An 18924-nucleotide genomic window follows, 5' to 3' on the forward strand; every position below is an offset into this window, starting at 1 on the left:
GAAAGCGGCGCGTGATGATGACTATCTCCGACAACTGCTCTGCCAATTAGCTCCTCAGTCCCCAGACGCTAACTAACCTTTTGGTGCTTTTGCCCTGCAATTAACAGGGAGGAATGAGCAGTGAACAGTGAGTTATTATGTTCACTGCTCATTGTTCACTACTAATTGCTCGGCTGTGCGCCGGGCGTATTTCACGCAATCGGGCACGCTCACGCCGGCTTGCCAGTTGGCCACCGGCACAATACCCTGGGCCGCCAGCGGAGCCATGGCTGCCCGCGCCGCCGCCAGGTGCCGGTCGAATTGCGGAATGCTGCGCGGCCAGTAGTAGCGCCCCTGCCAGCGCGGCGCGCCCGCAATGCCGTAGAGCTGGCTTAGTTCCTGATGCACCGCCGCCAACTGCTCTTCCTCAGGTTCCTGGGCCTGCCGCGCAAACTGCGCGCCGCCCACAAAGCTGGTAAACAGCACCTGACCGGCCGGCACGCGGTCCGGAAACAGCGAGCTCGTCCAGATGGAGCCCGCCGAATACGTGCCTTCCACCCGCGGGTTCAGGGCGCCGAATCCTTCTAGCGGGTGCGTCACGGCCGTGCGGTCGTAGGCCGAGTACACGAGCGTCATGGGGGGGTAGCGCACGGCCGCCAGCGCCGCCGCCGCCACCGCGAAGTGCGGCGCCAGCAGCTCGGCGGCCGCGTAGGCGGGCAGGGCCAGCGCCAGGTGCGAGTAAGTGGTTTCTGGTTGTTGGTTCCTGGTTCCTAGTTCCTGGTTGTGGATGCTTGGTGCTTGATACTCCAGGGAGGGGGTAGGGATAACTGTTAACTGATACTTGTTAACTGCTAATTGATTAACAGCCGTCACGGCCTGGCCAGGGTGGTAACTCGTGAGCCGGGCCGCCAGCGCATCGGTGAGTGCCTGCACGCCGCCGCGCAGCGTAATGGTGCGGCGGCGGGCGGTTTTGGGGCCTTTGGCGAGGCCGCGCAGCAGCGAGCCGTATTTTTCTTCCAGCACGGCCAGCTGCGGAAACGTGAGCGAAAGCAGCAGCTCGGCCGGGTCGCCAGCGTAAATGCCCGCCACAAACGGGTTGACGGCATACTGCACCACCTCGTTGCCAAAGTGCCGGCTGAAGAACGCGGCCACCGTTTCGCCCGGCACGGGGGGGGTAGGGCGGCGCAGCAGCTCGCTCAGCAGCCCCAGCTTGGTGCGCCAGCTAAAAAAAGGGCTGGCCAGCAGCGCGGGCGGCGAGGCTGGCAGCGCCCGGTACTCGCCGCCGCGCAGCACGTAGCGGTGCTGGCTCACCGGGGCCGCTTCCTGCACGTGGTCCTGCAGGCCCAGCTCGGTTAGCAGTTCGTCCAACTCGGGGCTTAGCAGCAAGGAGTTAGGGCCGGCTTCGAGCTGGTAGCCAGCGGGGGGGTAGGGCGAGAGCAGGTTGCCACCCGGCCGGCCGCTGGCCTCAAACAGGTCGTAGGTCACGCCCGCTTTTTGCAGGTAATAAGCCAGCGTGAGCCCCGTGAGGCCGCCGCCGATGATAGCAATGCGCATGAGGTTGAGCTGTTAGCTACCAGCTCTTAGCTGATAGCTTTGTTGAATACTTGACCGGAAAGCTAACAGCTAAAGGCTATCAGCTAAGCGCTAAAAAATGAACAAAGCAATTTTTCTGGACCGCGACGGCGTACTCAACGAAGAGATGGGCGACTACGTCTGGACGCCCGAGCGCTTCCGCATTTGCCCCGGCGTGCCCGAGAGCATCGCCCGCCTCAAAGCCGCCGGCTACTATCTCGTGGTCGTCACCAACCAAGCCGGTATTGCCAAAGGGCTATATGGCCAAGCCGACGTGCTGGCCTGCCACGACATCTTGCAGCAAGCCTGTGGCAACCAGATTGATGCGCTCTATTTCTCCGCCAATCATCCGTCCGTTAGCGAGTCCATCTTTCGCAAGCCCGACTCCGGCATGCTCGAAAAAGCCGTGGCCCGCTTTCACCTCGACCCGGCCCAGTGCTGGCTGGTCGGCGACCGGGCCCGCGATATGGAAGCCGGGGCGCGGCTCGGGGTGCGCGGCATCCTGGTGGGCCACGCCGAGCCGGTGGCCTACGAGCCGCGCGTGGCCGACTTGCGCGCCGCCACGGACTTGATTTTGAATTTAGAATGAGAAATTAGGAATTACCGATTGAATAATTCTTCATTCCTCACTCCAAATTCTTCATTCATAAAAAGAGGCCAGCGCCGCCAGCAGCTGCGGGTATTCATAGGTAAAGCCCTGGCTGAGCACTTTATCGGCGCTCACGCGCTGCGAGCCCAGCACAATTTCGCTCATCTCGCCCATCGCTAGCTTCAGGCCAAATGCCGGCACTTTGGGCAGCAGCAGCGGGCGGTGCATCACCTGGGCCAGCGTTTCGGTAAGCTCCTTATTCGTAGCCGGATGCGGCGCTACGGCATTGTACTCGCCCTGCCACAGCGGGCCTTCCAGCATCTGCACCAGCAGGCGGCAGAGGTCGTCCACGTGAATCCAGCTCATGTACTGCCGGCCCGAGCCCAGCGGCGCGCCCGCGCCGTAGCGCACGGTTTTGGCAATCGGCACCAGCGCCCCGCCCTCAGGGCTAAGCACGATGCCGATGCGCGGCAATACCACGCGCGGCCCCAGCTCGCCGATGCGCCGCGCCGCCGCTTCCCACTGCACCACTACATCGGCCAGAAAGTCGTCGCCGGGCGCGGCAATGGGCGAGTCTTCATACAGTATCTCATCGCCCCGGTCCCCATAAACACCAATGGCCGAGGCCGATAGCAACGTTTTGACATGGTGCCCCGGCTTGGCCAGCTCCCGATACAGCAGCTCCAGCCCATCGAGGCGCGAGCGAATAATCTCGTGCTTGCGCTCGGCCGTCCACTTGCCCTCGGCCACGCTGCTGCCCGCCAGGTTCACGATGGCGTCGGCGTAGGGCACGGCGGCCGGGTCGATGGTGCCAGCCTGCGGGTCCCAGCCAAACAGCCGGAAGTGGCTGCTTTTCTGCGGTTCGCGCGTGAGCAGTGCTACATCGTGCCCGCCGTCGAGCAGCAGCTCCGCCAGCCGCTGCCCAATCATGCCCGTGCCGCCCGTGATGAGAATCTTCATTTTATAGTGACTAACGATTAGTGACTAACGACTAGTGACTAAGGACTAATTCAGTTAAAGAGTTAGCCCTTAGTCACTAGTTATTAGTCATTACTTTCCTATCTGCCGCAGAAAGTCATTGCGCAAGGTGCTGTCTTCCAAGAATCTGCCGCCATACTCGCTGGTGATGGTCGAGCTGCTGGTGTCGTTCACGCCGCGGCTCATCACGCAGAGGTGGTCGGCCTCCATGAGCACGGCCACGTCGTCGGTGCCCAGGCTTTGGCGCAGGTGCTCGGCAATTTGGCGCGTCAGGCGCTCCTGCACCTGCGGGCGGCGGGCGTAGTACTGCACCACGCGGTTGAGCTTGCTGAGGCCAACTACGTGCTTGCCAGGCAGGTAGGCCACGTGTGCCTTGCCCACAATGGGCACAAAGTGGTGCTCACAGCACGAAAAAACCGTAATGTCGCGCTCTACCAGCAGCTGCTGGTATTCGTAGCGGTTCTCAAACAGCCGCACTTCGGGCCGCTGCGCGGGGTCGAGGCCGTTAAACCACTCTTGCACGTACATCTTGGCCACTCGCTTGGGAGTGCCGGCCAGGCTGTCGTCGGTTAGGTCCAGGCCCAGTTCTTCCATAATGGCGCGAAAGTGCCCGGCAATGGCCGCTATTTTCTGGTCGTTGCTCTGGTCAAAGGCATCGGGGCGCATCGGGGTGCGCAGGCCCAGGGGTAAGTGCTGGTCTGGGTGCTCGGCCACCGGCACGGGGCTGGCGGCGGGCACGGCAAGGTTATTCTCCATAATATTCGACAAAATTACGGTCAGTTTCGTGCAGCGTCACGGCCAGCGTGAGCCGGGGGGGTAGGGCCGCCCGCAGCCGCCGCCAGATAACGACGGCGATGTTCTCGGCCGTGGGGTTCAGGGCCCGAAAATCCTCGGTATCGAGGTTGAGGTTGCGATGGTCAAACTGATTGAGCACCTGCTTTTTAATAATATCACTCAGCTCCTTGAGGTCGAATACGTAGCCCGTGTCAGGGTCTATGTCGCCGGTCAGGCGCACCGTCAGGTTGTAGTTGTGGCCGTGGTAGTTGGGGTTGTTGCACTTGCCAAATACTTCCTGGTTGCGCGCCTCACTCCAGGCCGGATTATGCAGGCGGTGGGCCGCGTTGAAATGTTCAGAACGGCAAATAGTGAGTTGAGACATAGGGATTGCAACCGCCCAAAGGGGGTTTTGTTGAAGCTGCTAGAGCAGAGGTACCGTATAGGACTTAAACAAGAAAAAATAAACTGTGGTAAAATTTTAGTTTTATGCCTTTGGTATTGAAATAAGCTGCTTAAATTTGGGCGTCCAGAGAATAAAGGCGGTATTCATTCTTTGTGTTTTTCCTTGTTTTACTTTCTTTTAACTACTCCATTATTCTAACCGATGAAACGAAACGCTTTACTATTATGCTTCTTTTTGCTAGGCGCCCTGCACGTATCAGCGCAGCGCTCGCCCGTTGACGAAGCGGACCAGAATATTAATAACATTCCGCGCAAAGGCCAGCGCGTAAGCATGCAGCTGGATAACAGGCGCGTGGAAACGTCCTGGATAAAGCAGCTCAGCGACCAGTTTCCCGGCAAGGTTAAGAATAACAAGGGCACCATCACGATGGATGGAGTAACTATTCCGGACATTTCGCCTACCCCCGTGCGCGTCATCAGCCGCGTAGAGGCGCTGCCCACGGGCACCGGCGTGTGGTGGAGCATTGACCTGGGCAACGCTTACCTCGGCCAGGCTTCGACGCCCACGCAGTGGAAAGCCGGTGAAAAATACCTGAAGGATTTTGCCCGCGCCATGTACCGCGAAGACTTGGTGGCCCAGATTACCGATGCCGAAAAGGCGCTGGTAACTTCGCAAAACAACCACATGTCGGTGATTGCCAAGTCGGACGCCGTGAAAAAGGAAATCGAAAAAAACAAGGCCCGTAAGCTCGAAATTCAGCAGCAGCTAGCAGTCAATGCCGCTGAATTGCAGCAGCTTAACAACCAAGTTGACTCTAACCTGAAAGAGCAGGAGGCCGCCCGCGCCGACATCGTAAACCAGCGCGTAGCCCTGGAAGCCGTGAAAGAGCGCATGGGTAAGATTGAGTAGCCTGCCCTACCCCTCCCCACCAACCCCGCCGGCTACCGGCGGGGTTTTTTATTGCTCCAAGGCTAACCCCCGTGCCCCGCCTTGCGTTTGGGAGGAAGGCAGGCTCGCAATAGCCCGCCTACCCACCCCTCTTACACAGACCCATGGAAAAGACCGAAGTTCAACACCAGGTGCACCTGGAAGGCGCCATTAAGCTCCTGACGGGCGACCTGAAAGAAGAAGCTAGCCGCGCTGGTACCGATAACCACTTGCAGCGTTGGATTGAAGACCTGAAGGCAGCCAACAACCCCGAGTTTCACAAGCTGGTAGTAGCCCTGCAAGACCTGAAGGCGCTCCTGCACGGCGGCACCTACAACGGCAGCCAGGTAGGCAGCCTGCTGCACCGCCTGGGCAACGAGACGGCCCGCACCGCCTCGTTTGCCGATGGCAATACGCGCACCCACGTGGAGAAGCTGAGCGCGGCCCTGCTAGCCGCCGCTGGCCAGCTGCAGGGCTCGGACACCACTCCCGAGCAAGACCTGCAAAATAATAACAAGGGCTTGGATAGCAACGTGTAAGCACGTCGCAAATCCAGGTAAAAGGGGTAGCGTTCCACTCTGCGGAGGAGAACGCTACCCCTTTTGGCGTTGGGGCGCGTATAGCAGGCTTCACTTTGGCCCGCTCGTCGGGCACTTGCCAATGCGCTTATTTGTGTACAGCCCACTGCCCGACGACCTGCGGGCCCACCTTCACCAGGCACTACCCACGGCCACCATCACGCACGCGGCCGACCAGCCGGCCGGCTCCCTGGCCAATTTGCAGCAGGCCACGGTGCTCTTTGGCAACCCGCCGCGCGAGTGGCTGGCGCAGGACCTGCCTAACCTCCAGCTGTGGCAGCTCGACTCGGCTGGCTTCGACCGCTACCAGGGGCTGGCGGTGGCGGCGCCGGTAGCCAACATGGGCGACTACTTTGCCTGGCCCTGCGCCGAAACGATGGTAGCAGGCCTGCTGGCCCTGTACCGGGCGCTGCCCGAGCTTGCGCGCCTGCAGGCCGAGCAGCGCTGGGTAGGGGCGCCCATTCGGGCGCGCATGGGGCTGCTGCGCGGCAAGCGGGTTGTTATTTTAGGGGCGGGCACCATTGGGCAGGCAGTGCGGCAGCAGCTTAGCGGCTTTGGCTGCGCGGTGCAGTTGCTGGCCCGCACCGACCCACAGGCCCAGCTGCACTCGCGCGAGGAACTATTGGCGGTGCTGCCCACTACCGATATCGTGGTCAATTGCCTGCCGGGCAGCGCCCAGGATTTCTTTGCGGCCGACCTCATCGCGGCCCTACCCCCCCACAGTATCTACGCCAGCGTGGGGCGTGGCAACACCACCGACGAGCCCGCCCTGATTGCCGCGCTGCAAGCCGGCCGCCTCGCCGGGGCCGTGCTCGACGTGACGGCCACCGAGCCTCTACCCCCCGGCCACCCGCTGTGGACCTTGCCCACCGTGCTGCTGACCCAGCACACCGGCGGCGGCCAACCCGACGAGGCCGCCGGCAAAGTGGCCCAGCTGCTGCGCAACCTGCACCGCCTACAAGCTGGCCAGCCCCTAGAAAACCAGGTGGAGCTAAAGCGTGGGTATTAGCGAGAAACTAGCGAAACTACGCTAATCAACGGCTACCGGAGGCTCGTGGTGGGCGGGCAGTTGCCGGGCAGGCTGTTGGAGCAGCGCGGCGGCTTCCTCGTCGGTGAGCACGCGGGCTTCGGTGGCGCCGTCGGGAAAAATCAGGCGGCTGGCGGCCTGGCGCAGCTCGTCGAGGCGGCTTAGGGCATCGGTTACGGTGGGGTTGGCTTCGAGACGGGCGAGCAAGCCGCTGGTACGCGCGGCCTGAAACAGCTTTTCAAGCACGAAGGGCAGCACCCAACTCGCAATGTTGGTCATGAAAACCCCGCGCAGGCCTATGCGCAGCAGCAGGCGGGCGGCCATGCGCTCCAAGAGCAGCGCGCGGGCGGCGGGCAAGGCCTTATCAGCCAGGAAGTCGGCTACCAGCCGGGCGTGGCCACTCTGAATTTCGGCGCGCAGCACTTCCTGTACCGAGTCGAGGGTGCGCTGAGCTAGTTGCCTGAACAGGCGGCCTTTTTGCCAGGCGCGCAGGCCGGTGTGGCGGGCGGCGGCCAGCACCTGGCCCGGTAGGTTGGGGGGTAGGGAAAAGTATTTCATGGAAAGCGTGCCGGCAGGACAGTCAGACCGTTAAACGTAAACGACGGTTGGGAAAGCGCTGCTAGTAAACTATTGATTTTGAGTAAATTAAAAGTAAGTATCGGCCCGGTAGAACCCGGTGCGGATTTCTTGTGTTAGGAACGGAATTTAGCGAAAAACGGCCGGTATCCTCCTGCCTGATGCTTTCGATACTATCCAACCAAAGGTTTTCTAATTTCGGTTTCTCCCGCTTCCATGTCCGATTTACTACTTGATATTAATCTTCAGCAAGTACCCGATGCTTATTTGGCGGGCGCTTGGCGGGTAGCCCACCGGGTAATCAACCGGGCCGACCCGGCAAGTTTTTTGGCGCAAGCTACCAGCTTGCTGCTGAGCGATGTGCTGTTGGAGCTGCAATCGCCTACCCTCAGCGAAATTGGCAGCTGGGCCGTGCAGCGCGACGAGCTACTCAATCGCCCCTACCTGAGCCTGAATTTTCCGACTGAGGAAATGCGGGCGCTCGTAACGCGCCTGCGCCGCACCACCGATGGGGCGCGCAGCCAGCTCAACCTCTATTTTAGCTCGGGCCTGGAGATGCAGCTCGACCGCCCATAGTCCCGCTTTATTTCTGAAAATATCCCACGCTATTTCTGTTCCTGCCGTGCTTAACTCTACTGCTACCCCGCTTTCGAACAAGGAAGAAGAATTTCAATTTCTGGCCGATTTTATTCCGCAGCTGGTCTGGATAACCGACCCCAGTGGCTTCCACACGTACTTCAACCAGCGCTGGATTGACTACACGGGCTACACCCTGGCCGACAGCGTAGGTCCCGATATGTGGAATAACCTGCTGCACCCCAACGACCGTGACCGCGCCCGCCAGGTGTGGGGCCACTCACTGGCCACGGGCGACGACTACGAGATTGAGTACCGCTTTAAGGCGAAGGAGGGCGACTACCGCTGGTTTTTAGGCCAGGCCCTACCCCGGCGCGATGCGGCCGGCAACATCGTAACGTGGTTTGGCACCTGCACCGATATTCATGACCAGAAGCTGGCTGCTGATGCGCTGGAGGAGCGCGAAGCTGAGTTTACGACGCTGGCCGATAACGTAGCCCAGCTCTCGTGGATGGCCCGGCCCGATGGCCACATCTACTGGTACAACAAGCGCTGGTATGATTACACCGGCACCGGCCTGGCCCAAATGTCCGGCTGGGGCTGGGACAAAGTGCATCATCCCGATTACATTACGTCTGTAACCGAATTTGTGCGCAAAGGCTGGGCCGCCGGCCAGCCCTGGGAGCTGACCTTCCCGCTACGCAGCAAAAGCGGCGAGTACCGCTGGTTTTTGACCCGCGCCGTGCCCGTGCGCGACGAGCAGGACCAGCTAGTGCGCTGGCTGGGCACCAATACCGACGTAACCGAGATGCGCCAACTGCAAGAGCAGCTTCAAAACTCCTACGCCGACCTCGAAGCAAAAGTCACCTTCCGCAACCTAGAGTTGGAGCACGAAGTGCAGCGCCTGCGCCAGCAGGTGGGGGGGTAGGGGACGGGTAGATGTAAAAAAGGAACGGCAGGCAGACCACCGGGAAGCAGCTCGCTCGCTTCATTAAGAACAGGTGTTCCGATGACGTAGAAGAGATGCTTCTCGGTGGTCTGCCTGCCGTTCCTTTTTTACGCATTGCCCATTCCCCCCGGCCGTACCTTTGTGGTGCGCCGCCGCTCTTGCTGGCCGGCCCTAGCTTATCTGCGTGATGAACAAGACCTATTGCCCCAGCCTGACTGAGTATAAGCGCCGCGTGGCGCGCGTGGTAAACATCGGCGGCGTGCCGATGGGCGGCGACTACCCCATCCGGGTGCAAAGCATGACCACCGTAGACACGATGGACACCCAGGGCTCGGTGGAGCAGACGCTGCGCATGGTGGCCGCTGGCTGCGAGTACGTGCGCATCACGGCGCCCAGCGTGAAGGAGGCGCAGAACTTGCTGGCGATTAAAAAGGAGCTGCGCGCGCGCGGCTGCAACGTGCCGCTCATCGCCGATATCCACTTCACGCCCAATGCCGCCGAGCTGGCCGCCCGCATTATAGAGAAAGTGCGCGTGAACCCCGGCAACTACGCCGACAAGAAGAAATTCGAGGAAATCGAGTACACCGACGCCAGCTACGCGGCCGAGGTCGAGCGCATCCGCGAGCGGTTTCGGCCGCTGGTGAAGATTTGCAAAGAGTACGGCACGGCCATGCGCATCGGCACCAACCACGGCTCGCTAAGTGATAGAATATTAAGCCGCTACGGCGATACGCCGCTGGGCATGGTGGAGTCGGCGCTGGAGTTTTTGCGCCTCTGCGAGGAAGAAAACTATTACGACGTGGTGCTGAGTATGAAGGCCAGCAACACCCAGGTGATGGTGCAGGCCTACCGCCTGCTGGTGCAAAAGCTCGACGTGGAAGGCCTGCAGCCCTACCCCCTCCATCTGGGCGTAACGGAGGCCGGCGAGGCCGAAGATGGCCGCATCAAATCGGCCGTGGGCATCGGCACGCTGCTCGAAGATGGCCTCGGCGACACCGTGCGGGTGTCGCTCACCGAAGCTCCTGAGGCCGAAGCGCCGGTGGCCCGCATGCTCATCGACCGCTACACCGGCCGCGCCGCGCTGGCCCAGCCCATTAAGCCGCTGGCCGGCCCCGCGCCGATTAACCCGTTCCAGTACCATCGCCGCACCACGCACGAAGTAGCCAATTTTGGCGGCCTGAACGTGCCGCGGGTAGTCGTGAGCCTGGCCAGCCTGCCGCAGCTGGAATACGCCGACCTGCGCGCGGCCGGCCACCTCTACTCGGCGTTTCTGGACAAATTTCAGATGTCGGACCAGGGCGCCGACTACATCTACACCGGCGAGCGGCCGGTGCCTTTTATGCTGCCCAATGGCCTGAAGGAGGTGCTGAACTACACGGCCTGGGTCGATGCCGGCCAGCGCTTGCATCACTACCCCCTGATGACGGCCGACCGCTACACCGACAACCCGCCCCGCCACCCCAAGCTCAACTTTCTGTACACGAGCCTCGACGCCCTCGACCAGAATCTGCTGCTGCACCTGCGCCACGACCCTACCGTGGTGCTGGTGCTGGCCACCACCAACGCCCACGCCATGCCCGAAATGCGCCGGGCCTTCTTCGAGCTGCTCAATAACCAGGTAACCTGCCCCGTGCTGCTGGTGCGCGACTACCCCGATCAGCCCCTGGAGCAAACCCAGCTCGACGCGGCCACCGACCTCGGCGGCCTGCTCATCGACGGCCTCGGCGATGGCGTGGTGCTCGGTACCGAGCTGCTGGCCCCGCGCCCGCAAGCCGAGTGGCTGGAGCTGCTGAGTAGCTACAACCAGCTGAGCTTCGGCATCTTGCAGGCGGCGCGCACCCGCATGAGCAAGACCGAGTACATCAGCTGCCCCAGCTGCGGCCGCACGCTCTTCGACCTGCAGGAAACCACCGCCATGATTCGCCAGCGCACCGACCACCTCAAGGGTATTAAAATCGGCATCATGGGCTGCATCGTGAACGGCCCCGGCGAAATGGCCGACGCCGACTACGGCTATGTGGGGGTAGGGAAAGGCAAAATCGCCCTCTACCGCGGCCAGGAAGTCATCAAAAAAGCCGTGCCCGAGGCCAACGCCGTGGACGAATTAATCGAGCTAATGCGCGAGGACGGCAAGTGGATTGAGAAGGAAGTGGTGCCCGTCGAGCCGGTAGGAGTGTAGCCCTATGCTGGACTTCTTTTTTATCAGCGATGAGCAGTCTAGCAACTTTGCACTCACGCAGGCGGAGTATGCTGGAGGAATTACAATGCGTGAGTTTGAACAAGCGCAGCATGCTCATATCATCGAATATGATTTCGATTTTTTCGATGATTTTCGCTGGTCAAATGTACAGGTTAAGCAAAAACTGCCTCAGTTTCAAAGGGCTAATAGCGAGCAATTTGATGTTCTGAAAAAGCTATTGCAGAGAGTAGTAGAGTTGAATTGCGGCGTAATAGCTTTTGGTGACTAGCGGCTGCTTATGGTTTCGGAATCCCCAATTGCTTGCAAATCTCCTTGCACAGTTCCTCGTCAATATCGCCGTGCCGTGGCACGCTGGTGCGCTTGCCAGTCTGTTCGTTTTTATGAATATCGTGGCGGCTGCCGTGCCGGTGCAGCGGACAATTATGCGCTTCGAGGTGCTTAACGAATTTTCCGCGCTTCATGCTGCTACGCGAATTCTACTTCCTCGCTGGCAATGATAGCCGCATCATTTTCCTCTTCGCGCATGTCCTCTAGGTAGAGCGCCAAGGCATCTTGGATATTCTCTTTCACTTCGGCTACCGTTTGACCTTGCGTCAGCACGCCTGGAATTTCTTTCAACTGCCCGATGAGTTGGGTTTTGCCCTGGCGAATAAGAAGCGTGAATTTCATAAGTGACAACCGAATAAATTGACGTAGGGCTAAGGTAACAATAATGGCGCTTTTTTGTGCCTGAAGTTTGGGCGTTGCTTTACCACTACCGCCCCAAAAAAAACGTCCTAAACCGCGCAAATTCCTCCATTTCCCGCTGCACGTAAGCGTTGAAAAAGGACTCGCCTACCTGGCGCCGAGCACCGAAATACCCACGTCAATCAGCCGCAGGCCCTGGGCGGTGAGCAGGATATTATCGAACCGCTCGCCGGGTAGGTTGGAGGGCCGCTGGAGGTCGTGATGCGCGAAACCAGCGGCGTGTAATGCCCGCAACTCATCGGTGAACACGTCAACCTGTATCTCGCGCATCTCTACTTTGTGGGCGCGAAAATCGAGGGGGTAGAGGCGTTCCATCACGAGCATATCGACGCCGAGCACTTCGTTCGCTTCCAGGCGATGAAACTTCACCACCAGGCCGTTGACCTCATTAGCGAAGCGCATTTTCTCGGCCTCCGAGCCAATATCGGAGCGCGTGTCCTGGCTGAAAATCCTGCCGACTTCAGTCTCGGAAAGGGCAATGGTGGCGTTGTTGGCCCCGCGCGAAAGCTGCCGGAGGTAGCGTTTGGGTTCCACACGAGCGGCGGTTGCGTTGGTCGAAGATACAGGCGCCGTAATTTGCCCGCTTATGCCCCGCTCGCTTGCTACCCCCGCGCTTATCCAGGAGTTTTCTACTCAGGGCTTCGCCATAATTCCGCAGCTGTACACGCCGGCCGAAATTGCTGCCCTGCTCCACTGCATCGAAAGCGCCCCGGCGGCTGGCCCCAATTTCCGCCGTAGTCAGGACGTATTTGCCATTCGCAATTTGGTAGGCGAAATACCCGAGTTGCTACCCCTGCTAAATACGCCGAATCTGCGCGAAGTACTAGCCGACTTATTCCCCGCCGGCTGCCACCTTACCAAGGCTATTTATTTTGACAAGCCGGCCGGCTCCAACTGGCTGGTGGCCTGGCACCAGGACCTGATGATAAACGTAGTGCAGCGCGCCGACCAGCCTGGCTTTGGCCCCTGGACTGCCAAGGCGGGCTGGGTGGCCGTGCAGCCGCCGGTGACTATTCTCGAAAACACCGTAACCCTGCGCCTACACCTCGACGACTGCGACGCTACCAACGGCGCGCTGAAAGTGGTGCCCGGCTCGCACCGGCAGGGCGTGGTGCCGCCCGAAGCTATTGCCAGTCAGGCTGCTACCCCCTCTATGTGCGCCGTACCCGCTGGCGGCGGCATGCTCATGAAGCCGCTGCTGCTACACGCCTCTAGCCGCAGTACCAGTGCCCGGCCACGCCGGGTCATTCACCTGGAGTTTTCGGGCGAAGAGCTGCCCGCCGGGCTGGCCTAGCGCGAGCGGCGCAACGTGTAGTAGCTCAACTCAATCTTTGCTACGCCGCTGCCAGCGGGGGTAGGGGCACAGCCAGCCTTACGCAGCCGCGTCGGCGGCCTGGCCGCCCGCGCCGGGCTTGTTGGCTTTCATGAATAAAACGAGCCCAATGGAAAACAGGCAGGCGAACCCCAGCAGGTAGAAGGCGTCGGTATAGGCCAGGGTAGTGGCCTGCTGCTGCACTACCCGGTAAATGGCGCCCTGGGCCTGCCGCATAGCATCGACCCCGCTGGCGTTGACCCGGCCAAAAACGGAGGTGGCAAACTGGCGCAGGCCAATGGCGTAGTCGGGGTTGGTGAAGGAGAGGTGGTCGATGATGCGGCTTTGGTGAAACTGGCTGCGGCGGGCAATCACGGTTTCGATGGCCGCGATGCCGAAGCCGCCCCCAATGGTCTGCACCAGGTTGGTAAACATGGCCACTTGGTTGGTCTTGGACTTGGCCATGCCCACATAGGAAGCCACGCTGATGGGCACAAACAGGAAGCCCAGCCCCAGGCTTTGGTAAACTCGCGCCATGGCTACCGTGCGAAAATCAACGCTTGTGCTAAGAATGTGCGCGTAGTTGAAGCAAGCCAGAGAACTGATTACCAGGCCAAAGGCAATCAGCCAGCGGGCCTGCACCTTGCCCGTGAGCCAGCCCACCACGGGCATCAGCAAAATGAGCGACAGGCCGCCCGGCGTGATAGCCAGGCCGCTATCAACAGGCCGGTAGCCCAGCAGCGACTGCAAAAACTGCGGCAGCTGCGTGGTACTGCCGTAGAGTAGCGCGCCCACTACAAACATGACCAGCATGGCGGCCGTGAACGTGCGGTTGCGGAACAGGCTCAGGTCGAGGAGCGGGTTTTTGGCGCGCATCTCCCACATAATGCCGCCCACCAGCAGCACCACCGCCGCGATACCCAGCAGGATAATGACCTGCGAGCTGAACCAGTCGTCGCGCTCGCCGCGGCTCAGCACGTATTGCAGTGCGCTCAGGCCCAAGCCCAGTAGGCTTAAGCCAATGTAGTCCACGCTGATGCCTTTGGCCCAGGCGTTGGCTCTTTCTTTCACCAGCTCCGGCGGGTCTTTCACCAGCGCCGTTACCAGAAACGCGGTGAGCAGGGCAATGGGCACATTGACGAAAAACACCCAGTGCCAGCTGTAGCTGTCCACGAGCCAGCCGCAGAGCAGCGGCCCTACCGTGGGGGCCACCACCGTAGCCACGCCAAACAGCGCAAACGCCTGCCCCTGCTCCTCGGGCGGAAAAGAATCTTTAAGAATGGCCTGCCCGATGGGCGGAATAATACCCCCGCATAGTCCCTGGAAAGCCCGCATTACCAGCAACATGCCCAGCGACGACGACAGGCCGCACAGCAGCGACGAAACCCCATAAGCCACCAGCGCCAGCATAAACAGGCGCGACCGCCCAATGGCCGTGGCCAGGAAGCTCGCCGTGGGCAGCATCACGGCCTTGGCCACCAGCAGCACCGTAATTACCCAGGTTACATCGTCCTGTGAGGCACCCAGGCTACCGCCAATATTCTGGAGGGCCACCGACACGCTGGAGTTGTCCAGCACGTCCATGAACGTGCCCAGTGCCACCGTGATGGCAATGGCCCACTTCAGGTTGCCAGCCAGCGCGGCGGCCCCAGCGGGCTTAGACAGGGTTTGCGTTTGCGCCATTGCGGAGAAAGGGGGGGGGTAGGGCCGCCGGCGCTAGCGCGGCGTGGTGTGCAAATGGGTGCGCGCCTGCGCCACGGCTTCTTTATAGTGATTGAGAAAATCGGCGAGAATTTCCTCCTGCGTCACGCTCTCAATCTGGCGGTCGTCGCGCCAGGAAGCGAGCAGCTCAATGGTTTTGGTGCGGGTAGGCTCCTTGTCATCTTTCTTATCGTCGCCGCCTTCCGAGGGCTTGTCGCCGCCGTCCCCTTTGTCATCGGCTTTATCGTCGGCCTGTTGGCCGTCCTCGTCATCTGTGGGCGGCGCCTCGGGCTGGCCCTGCTCGGCGGTAATGGCCTCGGCCAGCTTATTTTCCTCAAACCAGCAGTGCACGTAGGGTAGCACGGCCTCAATGCGCACCTCGGCCACCACGGCGTACTGAAACTCGACGGGGCCCTCCAAGTGCCGTACAATGAGGTACACGCGGCCATCGTCGAGGCCGGTGTCGCAGGTGCGCGCGTGGGGGCGCAGGGCGGCGGCGGCGGTTTCGAGGGCTGGCCGGGCGGTGTTCGTATAAAAATCGGTTTGGCGCGTCAGGTTGTCGATAAACGTCTGGTCCTCCTGCGCGAGGGTGGCAAAAAAGCCGTTGAGGTCGGCTTGCCAGCGGCCGGGGGGGGTAGGGGCTTCCATGAGCGAAGGGCGATTGAGCTTAACGGTAAGAAGGTTACTTGGGTCCTACCCGGTGGCGGGCGGCGTGGTCCACTACTTGGGGGCTGGCCTCGACGTGGCTGGTATCGGCGGCCTGCTGGGTGGGCGCCACGGTGATATCCACCTCGGGCGTCACCGACATGCCGGGGGCGAGTAAATGCAGGTCGGGCTGGCCGTTGAACACAATTTTAACCGGAATGCGCTGCACCACCTTCACGTAGTTGCCGGTGGCATTCTCGGCCGGCAGCAGGCTGAAGCGCGCCCCCGTGCCCCGCTGGAAGCTCTCCACCAAGCCCTGAAACTGCTTGCCCGGATAGGTATCGACCTCAAGCAGGACCGGCTGGCCCACCCGCATGTGGGTCAGCTGCGTTTCCTTGAAATTCGCCGTTACCCAGAGCTGGCCGTAGGTGATGAGCAGCAGCTGCTGGCCCACAGCCACGGTCTGGCCCTCGTCCACGGCCTTGCCCGTCACGCGCCCGGTTTCGGTGGCGTAGAGCTTGGTGTAGGAGAGTTGGAGGCGGGCCTGGTCGGCGGCGGCCTGGGCCTGCGCAATCTGGGCATCGGACACGCTGATTTGCTCCGTGGACTGGCGGTAGTCGTTGCGGGCCTGGGCCACCACGGCGGTGGCCTGGCTGGCCTGGGCGCGGGCGGCCTGGGTGCGCTGGTCGGCGGCGGCGGCCTGGTCGGCGCTGGCGCGGGCGGTGGTCAGGGCCTGGTCGTAGCGCTGGCGCGACACGGCATCGGTCTTGTACAGCTCGGCGTAGCGCTGTTCGTTGCGGGCGTCGTTGGCGGCTTGGGCATGAGCCGCGCGCGCCTGGGCCTGGGCCTGGGCCACGCTGGCTTCGGCGGCGGCTAGCTGGGCCTGCTGCTGGGCAATGACGCTATGCCGCGAGGCGCTGGCCTGCTGGGCGGTGTTGCGCTGGGCGCGGGCGCTGGTCACGGTGGCTTCGGCCTGGGCCAGCTGGGCCTGGTAGTCGCGCGGGTCTATCTCTAGCAGCAGCGTGCCTTTCTTTACCAGCTGGTTATCACGCACGTATACCTTTAGCACCTGGCCGGCCGCGCGCGGGCTCACCCGCACGGCATTGCCTTCCACAAAGGCGTCGTCGGTAGTTTCGTGGTCGCTGGCGTACAGGTAGTAGCGCACGCCCCAAATCAGCAGCAGCACTAGCCCCACCGCCGCCAGGATGAGAAACCAGGTGCGCCGGTAAATGGGCTTTTCGGTGGTGTCGGCGGGCGCATCCTTGGCCTGCGGCTGCACGCGGCGCGGGTCGTGGCCCACGCGCCGGTCGGGCGCATCCGAAGGGTCGGCGACTTGCCGCCGGGCGGGAGACGTAAGGTTATCGGCCATGAGGGGGGTAGGGTCAGAATCTGGTTTCTTGCCGGCTGATTTTGCTTTGGCAAACCATTTAAGAAATTATCAGAACGTCATGCTGAGCTTGTCGAAGCATCTCTACCGCTTCGTTAAACGGCTCGAATGAAGCGGTAGAGATGCTTCGACAAGCTCAGCATGACGTTCAATAGTCAATCCGAATACTTTAAATAGCTTCAGCGACAATTACTCATAAGCGAAAAGACTGCGCCGTGCCCGTAGCCGCGGCAAAATTGAGCCGGGCCGCACCGTACTGGGCCAGGGCCTGCACGCGCAGGGCGCGGGCGTTGGCCAGCGCAGCCTGGGCTTGCAGCACTTCGAGGTTGTCGGCCACGCCGGCCCGGAAGCGCTGGGTAGCCAGGGCCAGTTCGCGGCCGGCCAGGGCCAGTTGCTCATCGGCGGCCCGCACCTGGGCGGCGGCCAGGTTCCAGCCAATCAGGGCCTGGCGCACGTCCTGCTCCACCTGGCCGCGGGTGTTGCCCAGCTCCAATTCGGCCTGGCGCTGCTCGCTCAACGCGGCCTTCACCCGGCTGTTGATGTAGCCGCCATCAAACACGGGCACGCTGAGTAGCACGCCGTAAGTGCGGGTAGCGCGGTCATTCTTAAAAGGCGTCACGGCCGACTGTCCATAGTCGCCGGCCGCGCTGATGATGGGGTAGCGGGCGGCGGCGCGGGCGCGGCGGTCCAGTTCTTTCTGGGCGATGGTCTGCTCCGCGATGCGCGTATCCAGGCGGGCGGCCTGGGCTGGCGCCAGGGCCTCCTCCACGGTAGGCACGGCCTCGGCGCGGGCCACCAGCGTATCGGTGAGCACCGTGGCGCTGCCCTGGGGTAGGCCCACAGCGCGTGCTAAGTCGAGGCGGTCCTGGGTGGCGCTGGCCTCGGCCTGGGCCAGGCGCAGCCGCTGCTGCGACTCGCGCACCTCGGCCCGCACCACGTCGATGCCGTCGGCTATGCCCGCGTCGCGCTGCTTTTGCGCCAGCTGGCGCAGGGCCTCGGCTAGGCTCAGGTCGGCACGGGCCGCCCGCACGTCGAGGCTGCCGCGCTGGGCGCTGAGGTAGGCCAGCGCCACGAAGGTGGCTACCTGCTCACGGGCCAACTCGGCGGTGAGGTCGGCTACCTGCACGGCCGCCGCGCTGCTTTTATACTGGCGTAGGGCCGCGATATTGAGCAGCGCCTGCGAAAAATTCAGCCGGGCATCAAACGTATTGAAAGGCCCCACGAACGACGGGATAGTGGGGGCCGCGGCCATGCCACCACCAGTGCCGCCGCCCATCATATCCTGGCTGCCGCCGGGTACCAGGCCCTGCGCCACTAGGTTGAGGGTGCGGTTTTGCTGGTAGGCCGTGCCGGTGATGTTGGGTAGCAAAAACGAGCGCACCTGCTGGCGCAGGGCCCGTGCCTCGGTGGCGCGCTCGGTGGCCAGTAGGGTAGTGAGGTTGTTTTCCAGGCCAATAGTCATGGCCTCAGGTAGGCTTAGGGTGGCCGGGGCCACGGCCAGCGTGCGGGCCGCGCCAGTGGCCGTGCCCATCATAGTGCCGCCGCGCGGGGCACTGCCGACCTGCGCCGGGGGGGTAGTGGTGCCGCTGGGCTCGCCCAGGGTGCCCAGGCCGCCGGGGCTTGGGGCGCCCTGGCTAGCGGGGGGCGTTTGGCCTACTCCGGTCGGCGGTGGGCTGGTCGGCCCGGTTGGGGGCCGCTGCTGCTGGGCGGTTTGCTGTATTTCCTGCTGCCGCTGCTGCAACTCTTGCTGCTGCTGCTGGCCTACGGGCGGCCCCCCAATGCCGCCCGGCTGGCCGCTGCCAGCCGGGGCGGGCCGCGTGGCCGGTGGCGCTGCTGGGTTCGACTGCGCCGCCGCGCTCAACGTCACGGCTAGCAGTCCCAGGCCGGCCGCCGCGGCCCGGCAGCAGGAGCGGCCCGGCAAAAAGAACAGGTTTCGCATACGCGCCAGCATCAGGCTTTAATGCCTTTTTAATGTCGGTTTGAACGCGAAAACTCCGTAAT

General features: G+C 62.1%; 21 protein-coding genes. 9 read left to right on the top strand and 12 right to left on the bottom strand.

Annotation, left to right across the window (positions count from 1 at the left end):
* Positions 1 to 141: 141 nt before the first annotated feature.
* A complete protein-coding gene (hemG, locus tag E4631_RS15955) occupies positions 142 to 1533 on the bottom strand; it encodes a protoporphyrinogen oxidase (protein WP_133657851.1) in 1392 nt (463 codons plus the stop codon).
* Positions 1534 to 1630: 97 nt separating this feature from the next.
* On the opposite strand from hemG, the gene E4631_RS15960 reads away from it, so the two are divergent.
* Positions 1631 to 2140, top strand: coding sequence for an HAD-IIIA family hydrolase (locus E4631_RS15960; RefSeq protein ID WP_133657852.1), 510 nt, complete (start codon positions 1631 to 1633; stop codon positions 2138 to 2140).
* Between the two features lie 51 nt (positions 2141 to 2191).
* Here E4631_RS15960 and E4631_RS15965 read toward each other — a convergent pair whose 3' ends face one another.
* From E4631_RS15965 to E4631_RS15975, 3 genes are all read right to left on the bottom strand, one after another.
* Entirely contained in the window at positions 2192 to 3100 is a 909-nt protein-coding gene (locus E4631_RS15965; RefSeq protein WP_133657853.1) for a TIGR01777 family oxidoreductase, read from the bottom strand.
* 90 nt (positions 3101 to 3190) lie between these two features.
* Positions 3191 to 3874: a GTP cyclohydrolase I FolE gene (gene folE / locus E4631_RS15970; RefSeq protein ID WP_133657854.1), complete on the bottom strand. Its 684-nt coding sequence runs from the start codon at positions 3872 to 3874 to the stop codon at positions 3191 to 3193.
* Positions 3864 to 4277: a 6-carboxytetrahydropterin synthase gene (locus tag E4631_RS15975; RefSeq protein ID WP_133657855.1), complete on the bottom strand. Its 414-nt coding sequence runs from the start codon at positions 4275 to 4277 to the stop codon at positions 3864 to 3866. The genes folE and E4631_RS15975 overlap by 11 nt, the downstream gene beginning before the upstream one ends.
* A gap of 222 nt (positions 4278 to 4499) precedes the next feature.
* Here E4631_RS15975 and E4631_RS15980 point away from each other — a divergent pair, with 222 nt between their 5' ends.
* From E4631_RS15980 to E4631_RS15990, 3 genes are all read left to right on the top strand, one after another.
* Positions 4500 to 5207 (top strand): hypothetical protein, encoded by a 708-nt coding sequence (locus E4631_RS15980; RefSeq protein WP_133657856.1) that lies wholly within the window; start codon positions 4500 to 4502, stop codon positions 5205 to 5207.
* A 143-nt stretch (positions 5208 to 5350) separates the two neighbouring features.
* A complete protein-coding gene (locus E4631_RS15985; RefSeq protein ID WP_133657857.1) occupies positions 5351 to 5764 on the top strand; it encodes a hypothetical protein in 414 nt (137 codons plus the stop codon).
* A 121-nt stretch (positions 5765 to 5885) separates the two neighbouring features.
* Positions 5886 to 6812, top strand: a complete 927-nt coding sequence (locus tag E4631_RS15990) for a D-2-hydroxyacid dehydrogenase (protein WP_133657858.1) — start codon at positions 5886 to 5888, stop codon at positions 6810 to 6812.
* A gap of 21 nt (positions 6813 to 6833) precedes the next feature.
* Here the strand turns inward: E4631_RS15990 and E4631_RS15995 are convergent, their stop codons facing one another.
* Positions 6834 to 7388: a hypothetical protein gene (locus E4631_RS15995; RefSeq protein WP_133657859.1), complete on the bottom strand. Its 555-nt coding sequence runs from the start codon at positions 7386 to 7388 to the stop codon at positions 6834 to 6836.
* A 234-nt stretch (positions 7389 to 7622) separates the two neighbouring features.
* On the opposite strand from E4631_RS15995, the gene E4631_RS16000 reads away from it, so the two are divergent.
* From E4631_RS16000 to E4631_RS16015, 4 genes are all read left to right on the top strand, one after another.
* Positions 7623 to 7982 carry a hypothetical protein gene (locus E4631_RS16000; RefSeq protein WP_133657860.1) on the top strand — a complete coding sequence of 120 codons (360 nt, stop codon included), beginning with the start codon at positions 7623 to 7625 and terminating at the stop codon, positions 7980 to 7982.
* Between the two features lie 46 nt (positions 7983 to 8028).
* On the top strand, positions 8029 to 8910 hold the full coding sequence (locus E4631_RS16005) for a PAS domain-containing protein (RefSeq protein WP_166648108.1): 882 nt from the start codon (positions 8029 to 8031) through the stop codon (positions 8908 to 8910).
* 208 nt (positions 8911 to 9118) lie between these two features.
* Entirely contained in the window at positions 9119 to 11110 is a 1992-nt protein-coding gene (ispG, locus tag E4631_RS16010) for a (E)-4-hydroxy-3-methylbut-2-enyl-diphosphate synthase (RefSeq protein ID WP_133657862.1), read from the top strand.
* A 4-nt stretch (positions 11111 to 11114) separates the two neighbouring features.
* Positions 11115 to 11399, top strand: coding sequence for a hypothetical protein (locus E4631_RS16015; protein ID WP_133657863.1), 285 nt, complete (start codon positions 11115 to 11117; stop codon positions 11397 to 11399).
* Between the two features lie 7 nt (positions 11400 to 11406).
* Here E4631_RS16015 and E4631_RS16020 read toward each other — a convergent pair whose 3' ends face one another.
* The 3 genes from E4631_RS16020 to E4631_RS16030 form a co-directional block, all read right to left on the bottom strand.
* Positions 11407 to 11592: a type II toxin-antitoxin system HicA family toxin gene (locus tag E4631_RS16020; protein ID WP_133657864.1), complete on the bottom strand. Its 186-nt coding sequence runs from the start codon at positions 11590 to 11592 to the stop codon at positions 11407 to 11409.
* A gap of 4 nt (positions 11593 to 11596) precedes the next feature.
* On the bottom strand, positions 11597 to 11800 hold the full coding sequence (locus E4631_RS16025) for a type II toxin-antitoxin system HicB family antitoxin (RefSeq protein WP_133657865.1): 204 nt from the start codon (positions 11798 to 11800) through the stop codon (positions 11597 to 11599).
* A 165-nt stretch (positions 11801 to 11965) separates the two neighbouring features.
* A complete protein-coding gene (locus tag E4631_RS16030) occupies positions 11966 to 12412 on the bottom strand; it encodes a hypothetical protein (protein WP_133657866.1) in 447 nt (148 codons plus the stop codon).
* Between the two features lie 52 nt (positions 12413 to 12464).
* Between E4631_RS16030 and E4631_RS16035 the strand changes: the two genes are divergently transcribed.
* Positions 12465 to 13172, top strand: a complete 708-nt coding sequence (locus E4631_RS16035; RefSeq protein ID WP_133657867.1) for a phytanoyl-CoA dioxygenase family protein — start codon at positions 12465 to 12467, stop codon at positions 13170 to 13172.
* Positions 13173 to 13250: 78 nt separating this feature from the next.
* On the opposite strand, the gene E4631_RS16040 is transcribed toward E4631_RS16035, so the two are convergent.
* The 4 genes from E4631_RS16040 to E4631_RS16055 form a co-directional block, all read right to left on the bottom strand.
* On the bottom strand, positions 13251 to 14873 hold the full coding sequence (locus E4631_RS16040) for a DHA2 family efflux MFS transporter permease subunit (RefSeq protein ID WP_133657868.1): 1623 nt from the start codon (positions 14871 to 14873) through the stop codon (positions 13251 to 13253).
* A 33-nt stretch (positions 14874 to 14906) separates the two neighbouring features.
* Positions 14907 to 15539 carry a hypothetical protein gene (locus tag E4631_RS16045; RefSeq protein WP_133657869.1) on the bottom strand — a complete coding sequence of 211 codons (633 nt, stop codon included), beginning with the start codon at positions 15537 to 15539 and terminating at the stop codon, positions 14907 to 14909.
* 34 nt (positions 15540 to 15573) lie between these two features.
* On the bottom strand, positions 15574 to 16905 hold the full coding sequence (locus tag E4631_RS16050; RefSeq protein ID WP_133657870.1) for an HlyD family secretion protein: 1332 nt from the start codon (positions 16903 to 16905) through the stop codon (positions 15574 to 15576).
* Positions 16906 to 17116: 211 nt separating this feature from the next.
* Positions 17117 to 18862, bottom strand: coding sequence for a TolC family protein (locus E4631_RS16055; RefSeq protein ID WP_133657871.1), 1746 nt, complete (start codon positions 18860 to 18862; stop codon positions 17117 to 17119).
* Positions 18863 to 18924 lie beyond the last annotated feature (62 nt).

It is taken from the genome of Hymenobacter sp. UV11 (genome assembly GCF_004684095.1).
GTDB lineage: Bacteria > Bacteroidota > Bacteroidia > Cytophagales > Hymenobacteraceae > Hymenobacter.

What these genes read in the sequence shown, in the direction of transcription:
- E4631_RS16040 (WP_133657868.1), bottom strand. Translation starts at nt 14,873, where the DNA reads ATGGCGCAAACGCAAACCCTGTCTAAGCCCGCTGGGGCCGCCGCGCTG.
- E4631_RS16050 (WP_133657870.1), bottom strand. Translation starts at nt 16,905, where the DNA reads ATGGCCGATAACCTTACGTCTCCCGCCCGGCGGCAAGTCGCCGACCCT.
- E4631_RS15985 (WP_133657857.1), top strand. Translation starts at nt 5,351, where the DNA reads ATGGAAAAGACCGAAGTTCAACACCAGGTGCACCTGGAAGGCGCCATT.
- E4631_RS16045 (WP_133657869.1), bottom strand. Translation starts at nt 15,539, where the DNA reads ATGGAAGCCCCTACCCCCCCCGGCCGCTGGCAAGCCGACCTCAACGGC.
- E4631_RS16015 (WP_133657863.1), top strand. Translation starts at nt 11,115, where the DNA reads ATGCTGGACTTCTTTTTTATCAGCGATGAGCAGTCTAGCAACTTTGCA.
- E4631_RS16020 (WP_133657864.1), bottom strand. Translation starts at nt 11,592, where the DNA reads ATGAAGCGCGGAAAATTCGTTAAGCACCTCGAAGCGCATAATTGTCCG.
- E4631_RS15965 (WP_133657853.1), bottom strand. Translation starts at nt 3,100, where the DNA reads ATGAAGATTCTCATCACGGGCGGCACGGGCATGATTGGGCAGCGGCTG.
- E4631_RS16025 (WP_133657865.1), bottom strand. Translation starts at nt 11,800, where the DNA reads ATGAAATTCACGCTTCTTATTCGCCAGGGCAAAACCCAACTCATCGGG.
- E4631_RS16055 (WP_133657871.1), bottom strand. Translation starts at nt 18,862, where the DNA reads ATGCGAAACCTGTTCTTTTTGCCGGGCCGCTCCTGCTGCCGGGCCGCG.
- E4631_RS15975 (WP_133657855.1), bottom strand. Translation starts at nt 4,277, where the DNA reads ATGTCTCAACTCACTATTTGCCGTTCTGAACATTTCAACGCGGCCCAC.
- E4631_RS15980 (WP_133657856.1), top strand. Translation starts at nt 4,500, where the DNA reads ATGAAACGAAACGCTTTACTATTATGCTTCTTTTTGCTAGGCGCCCTG.
- E4631_RS15995 (WP_133657859.1), bottom strand. Translation starts at nt 7,388, where the DNA reads ATGAAATACTTTTCCCTACCCCCCAACCTACCGGGCCAGGTGCTGGCC.
- ispG (WP_133657862.1), top strand. Translation starts at nt 9,119, where the DNA reads ATGAACAAGACCTATTGCCCCAGCCTGACTGAGTATAAGCGCCGCGTG.
- E4631_RS15960 (WP_133657852.1), top strand. Translation starts at nt 1,631, where the DNA reads ATGAACAAAGCAATTTTTCTGGACCGCGACGGCGTACTCAACGAAGAG.
- folE (WP_133657854.1), bottom strand. Translation starts at nt 3,874, where the DNA reads ATGGAGAATAACCTTGCCGTGCCCGCCGCCAGCCCCGTGCCGGTGGCC.
- E4631_RS16035 (WP_133657867.1), top strand. Translation starts at nt 12,465, where the DNA reads ATGCCCCGCTCGCTTGCTACCCCCGCGCTTATCCAGGAGTTTTCTACT.
- E4631_RS15990 (WP_133657858.1), top strand. Translation starts at nt 5,886, where the DNA reads ATGCGCTTATTTGTGTACAGCCCACTGCCCGACGACCTGCGGGCCCAC.
- E4631_RS16000 (WP_133657860.1), top strand. Translation starts at nt 7,623, where the DNA reads ATGTCCGATTTACTACTTGATATTAATCTTCAGCAAGTACCCGATGCT.
- hemG (WP_133657851.1), bottom strand. Translation starts at nt 1,533, where the DNA reads ATGCGCATTGCTATCATCGGCGGCGGCCTCACGGGGCTCACGCTGGCT.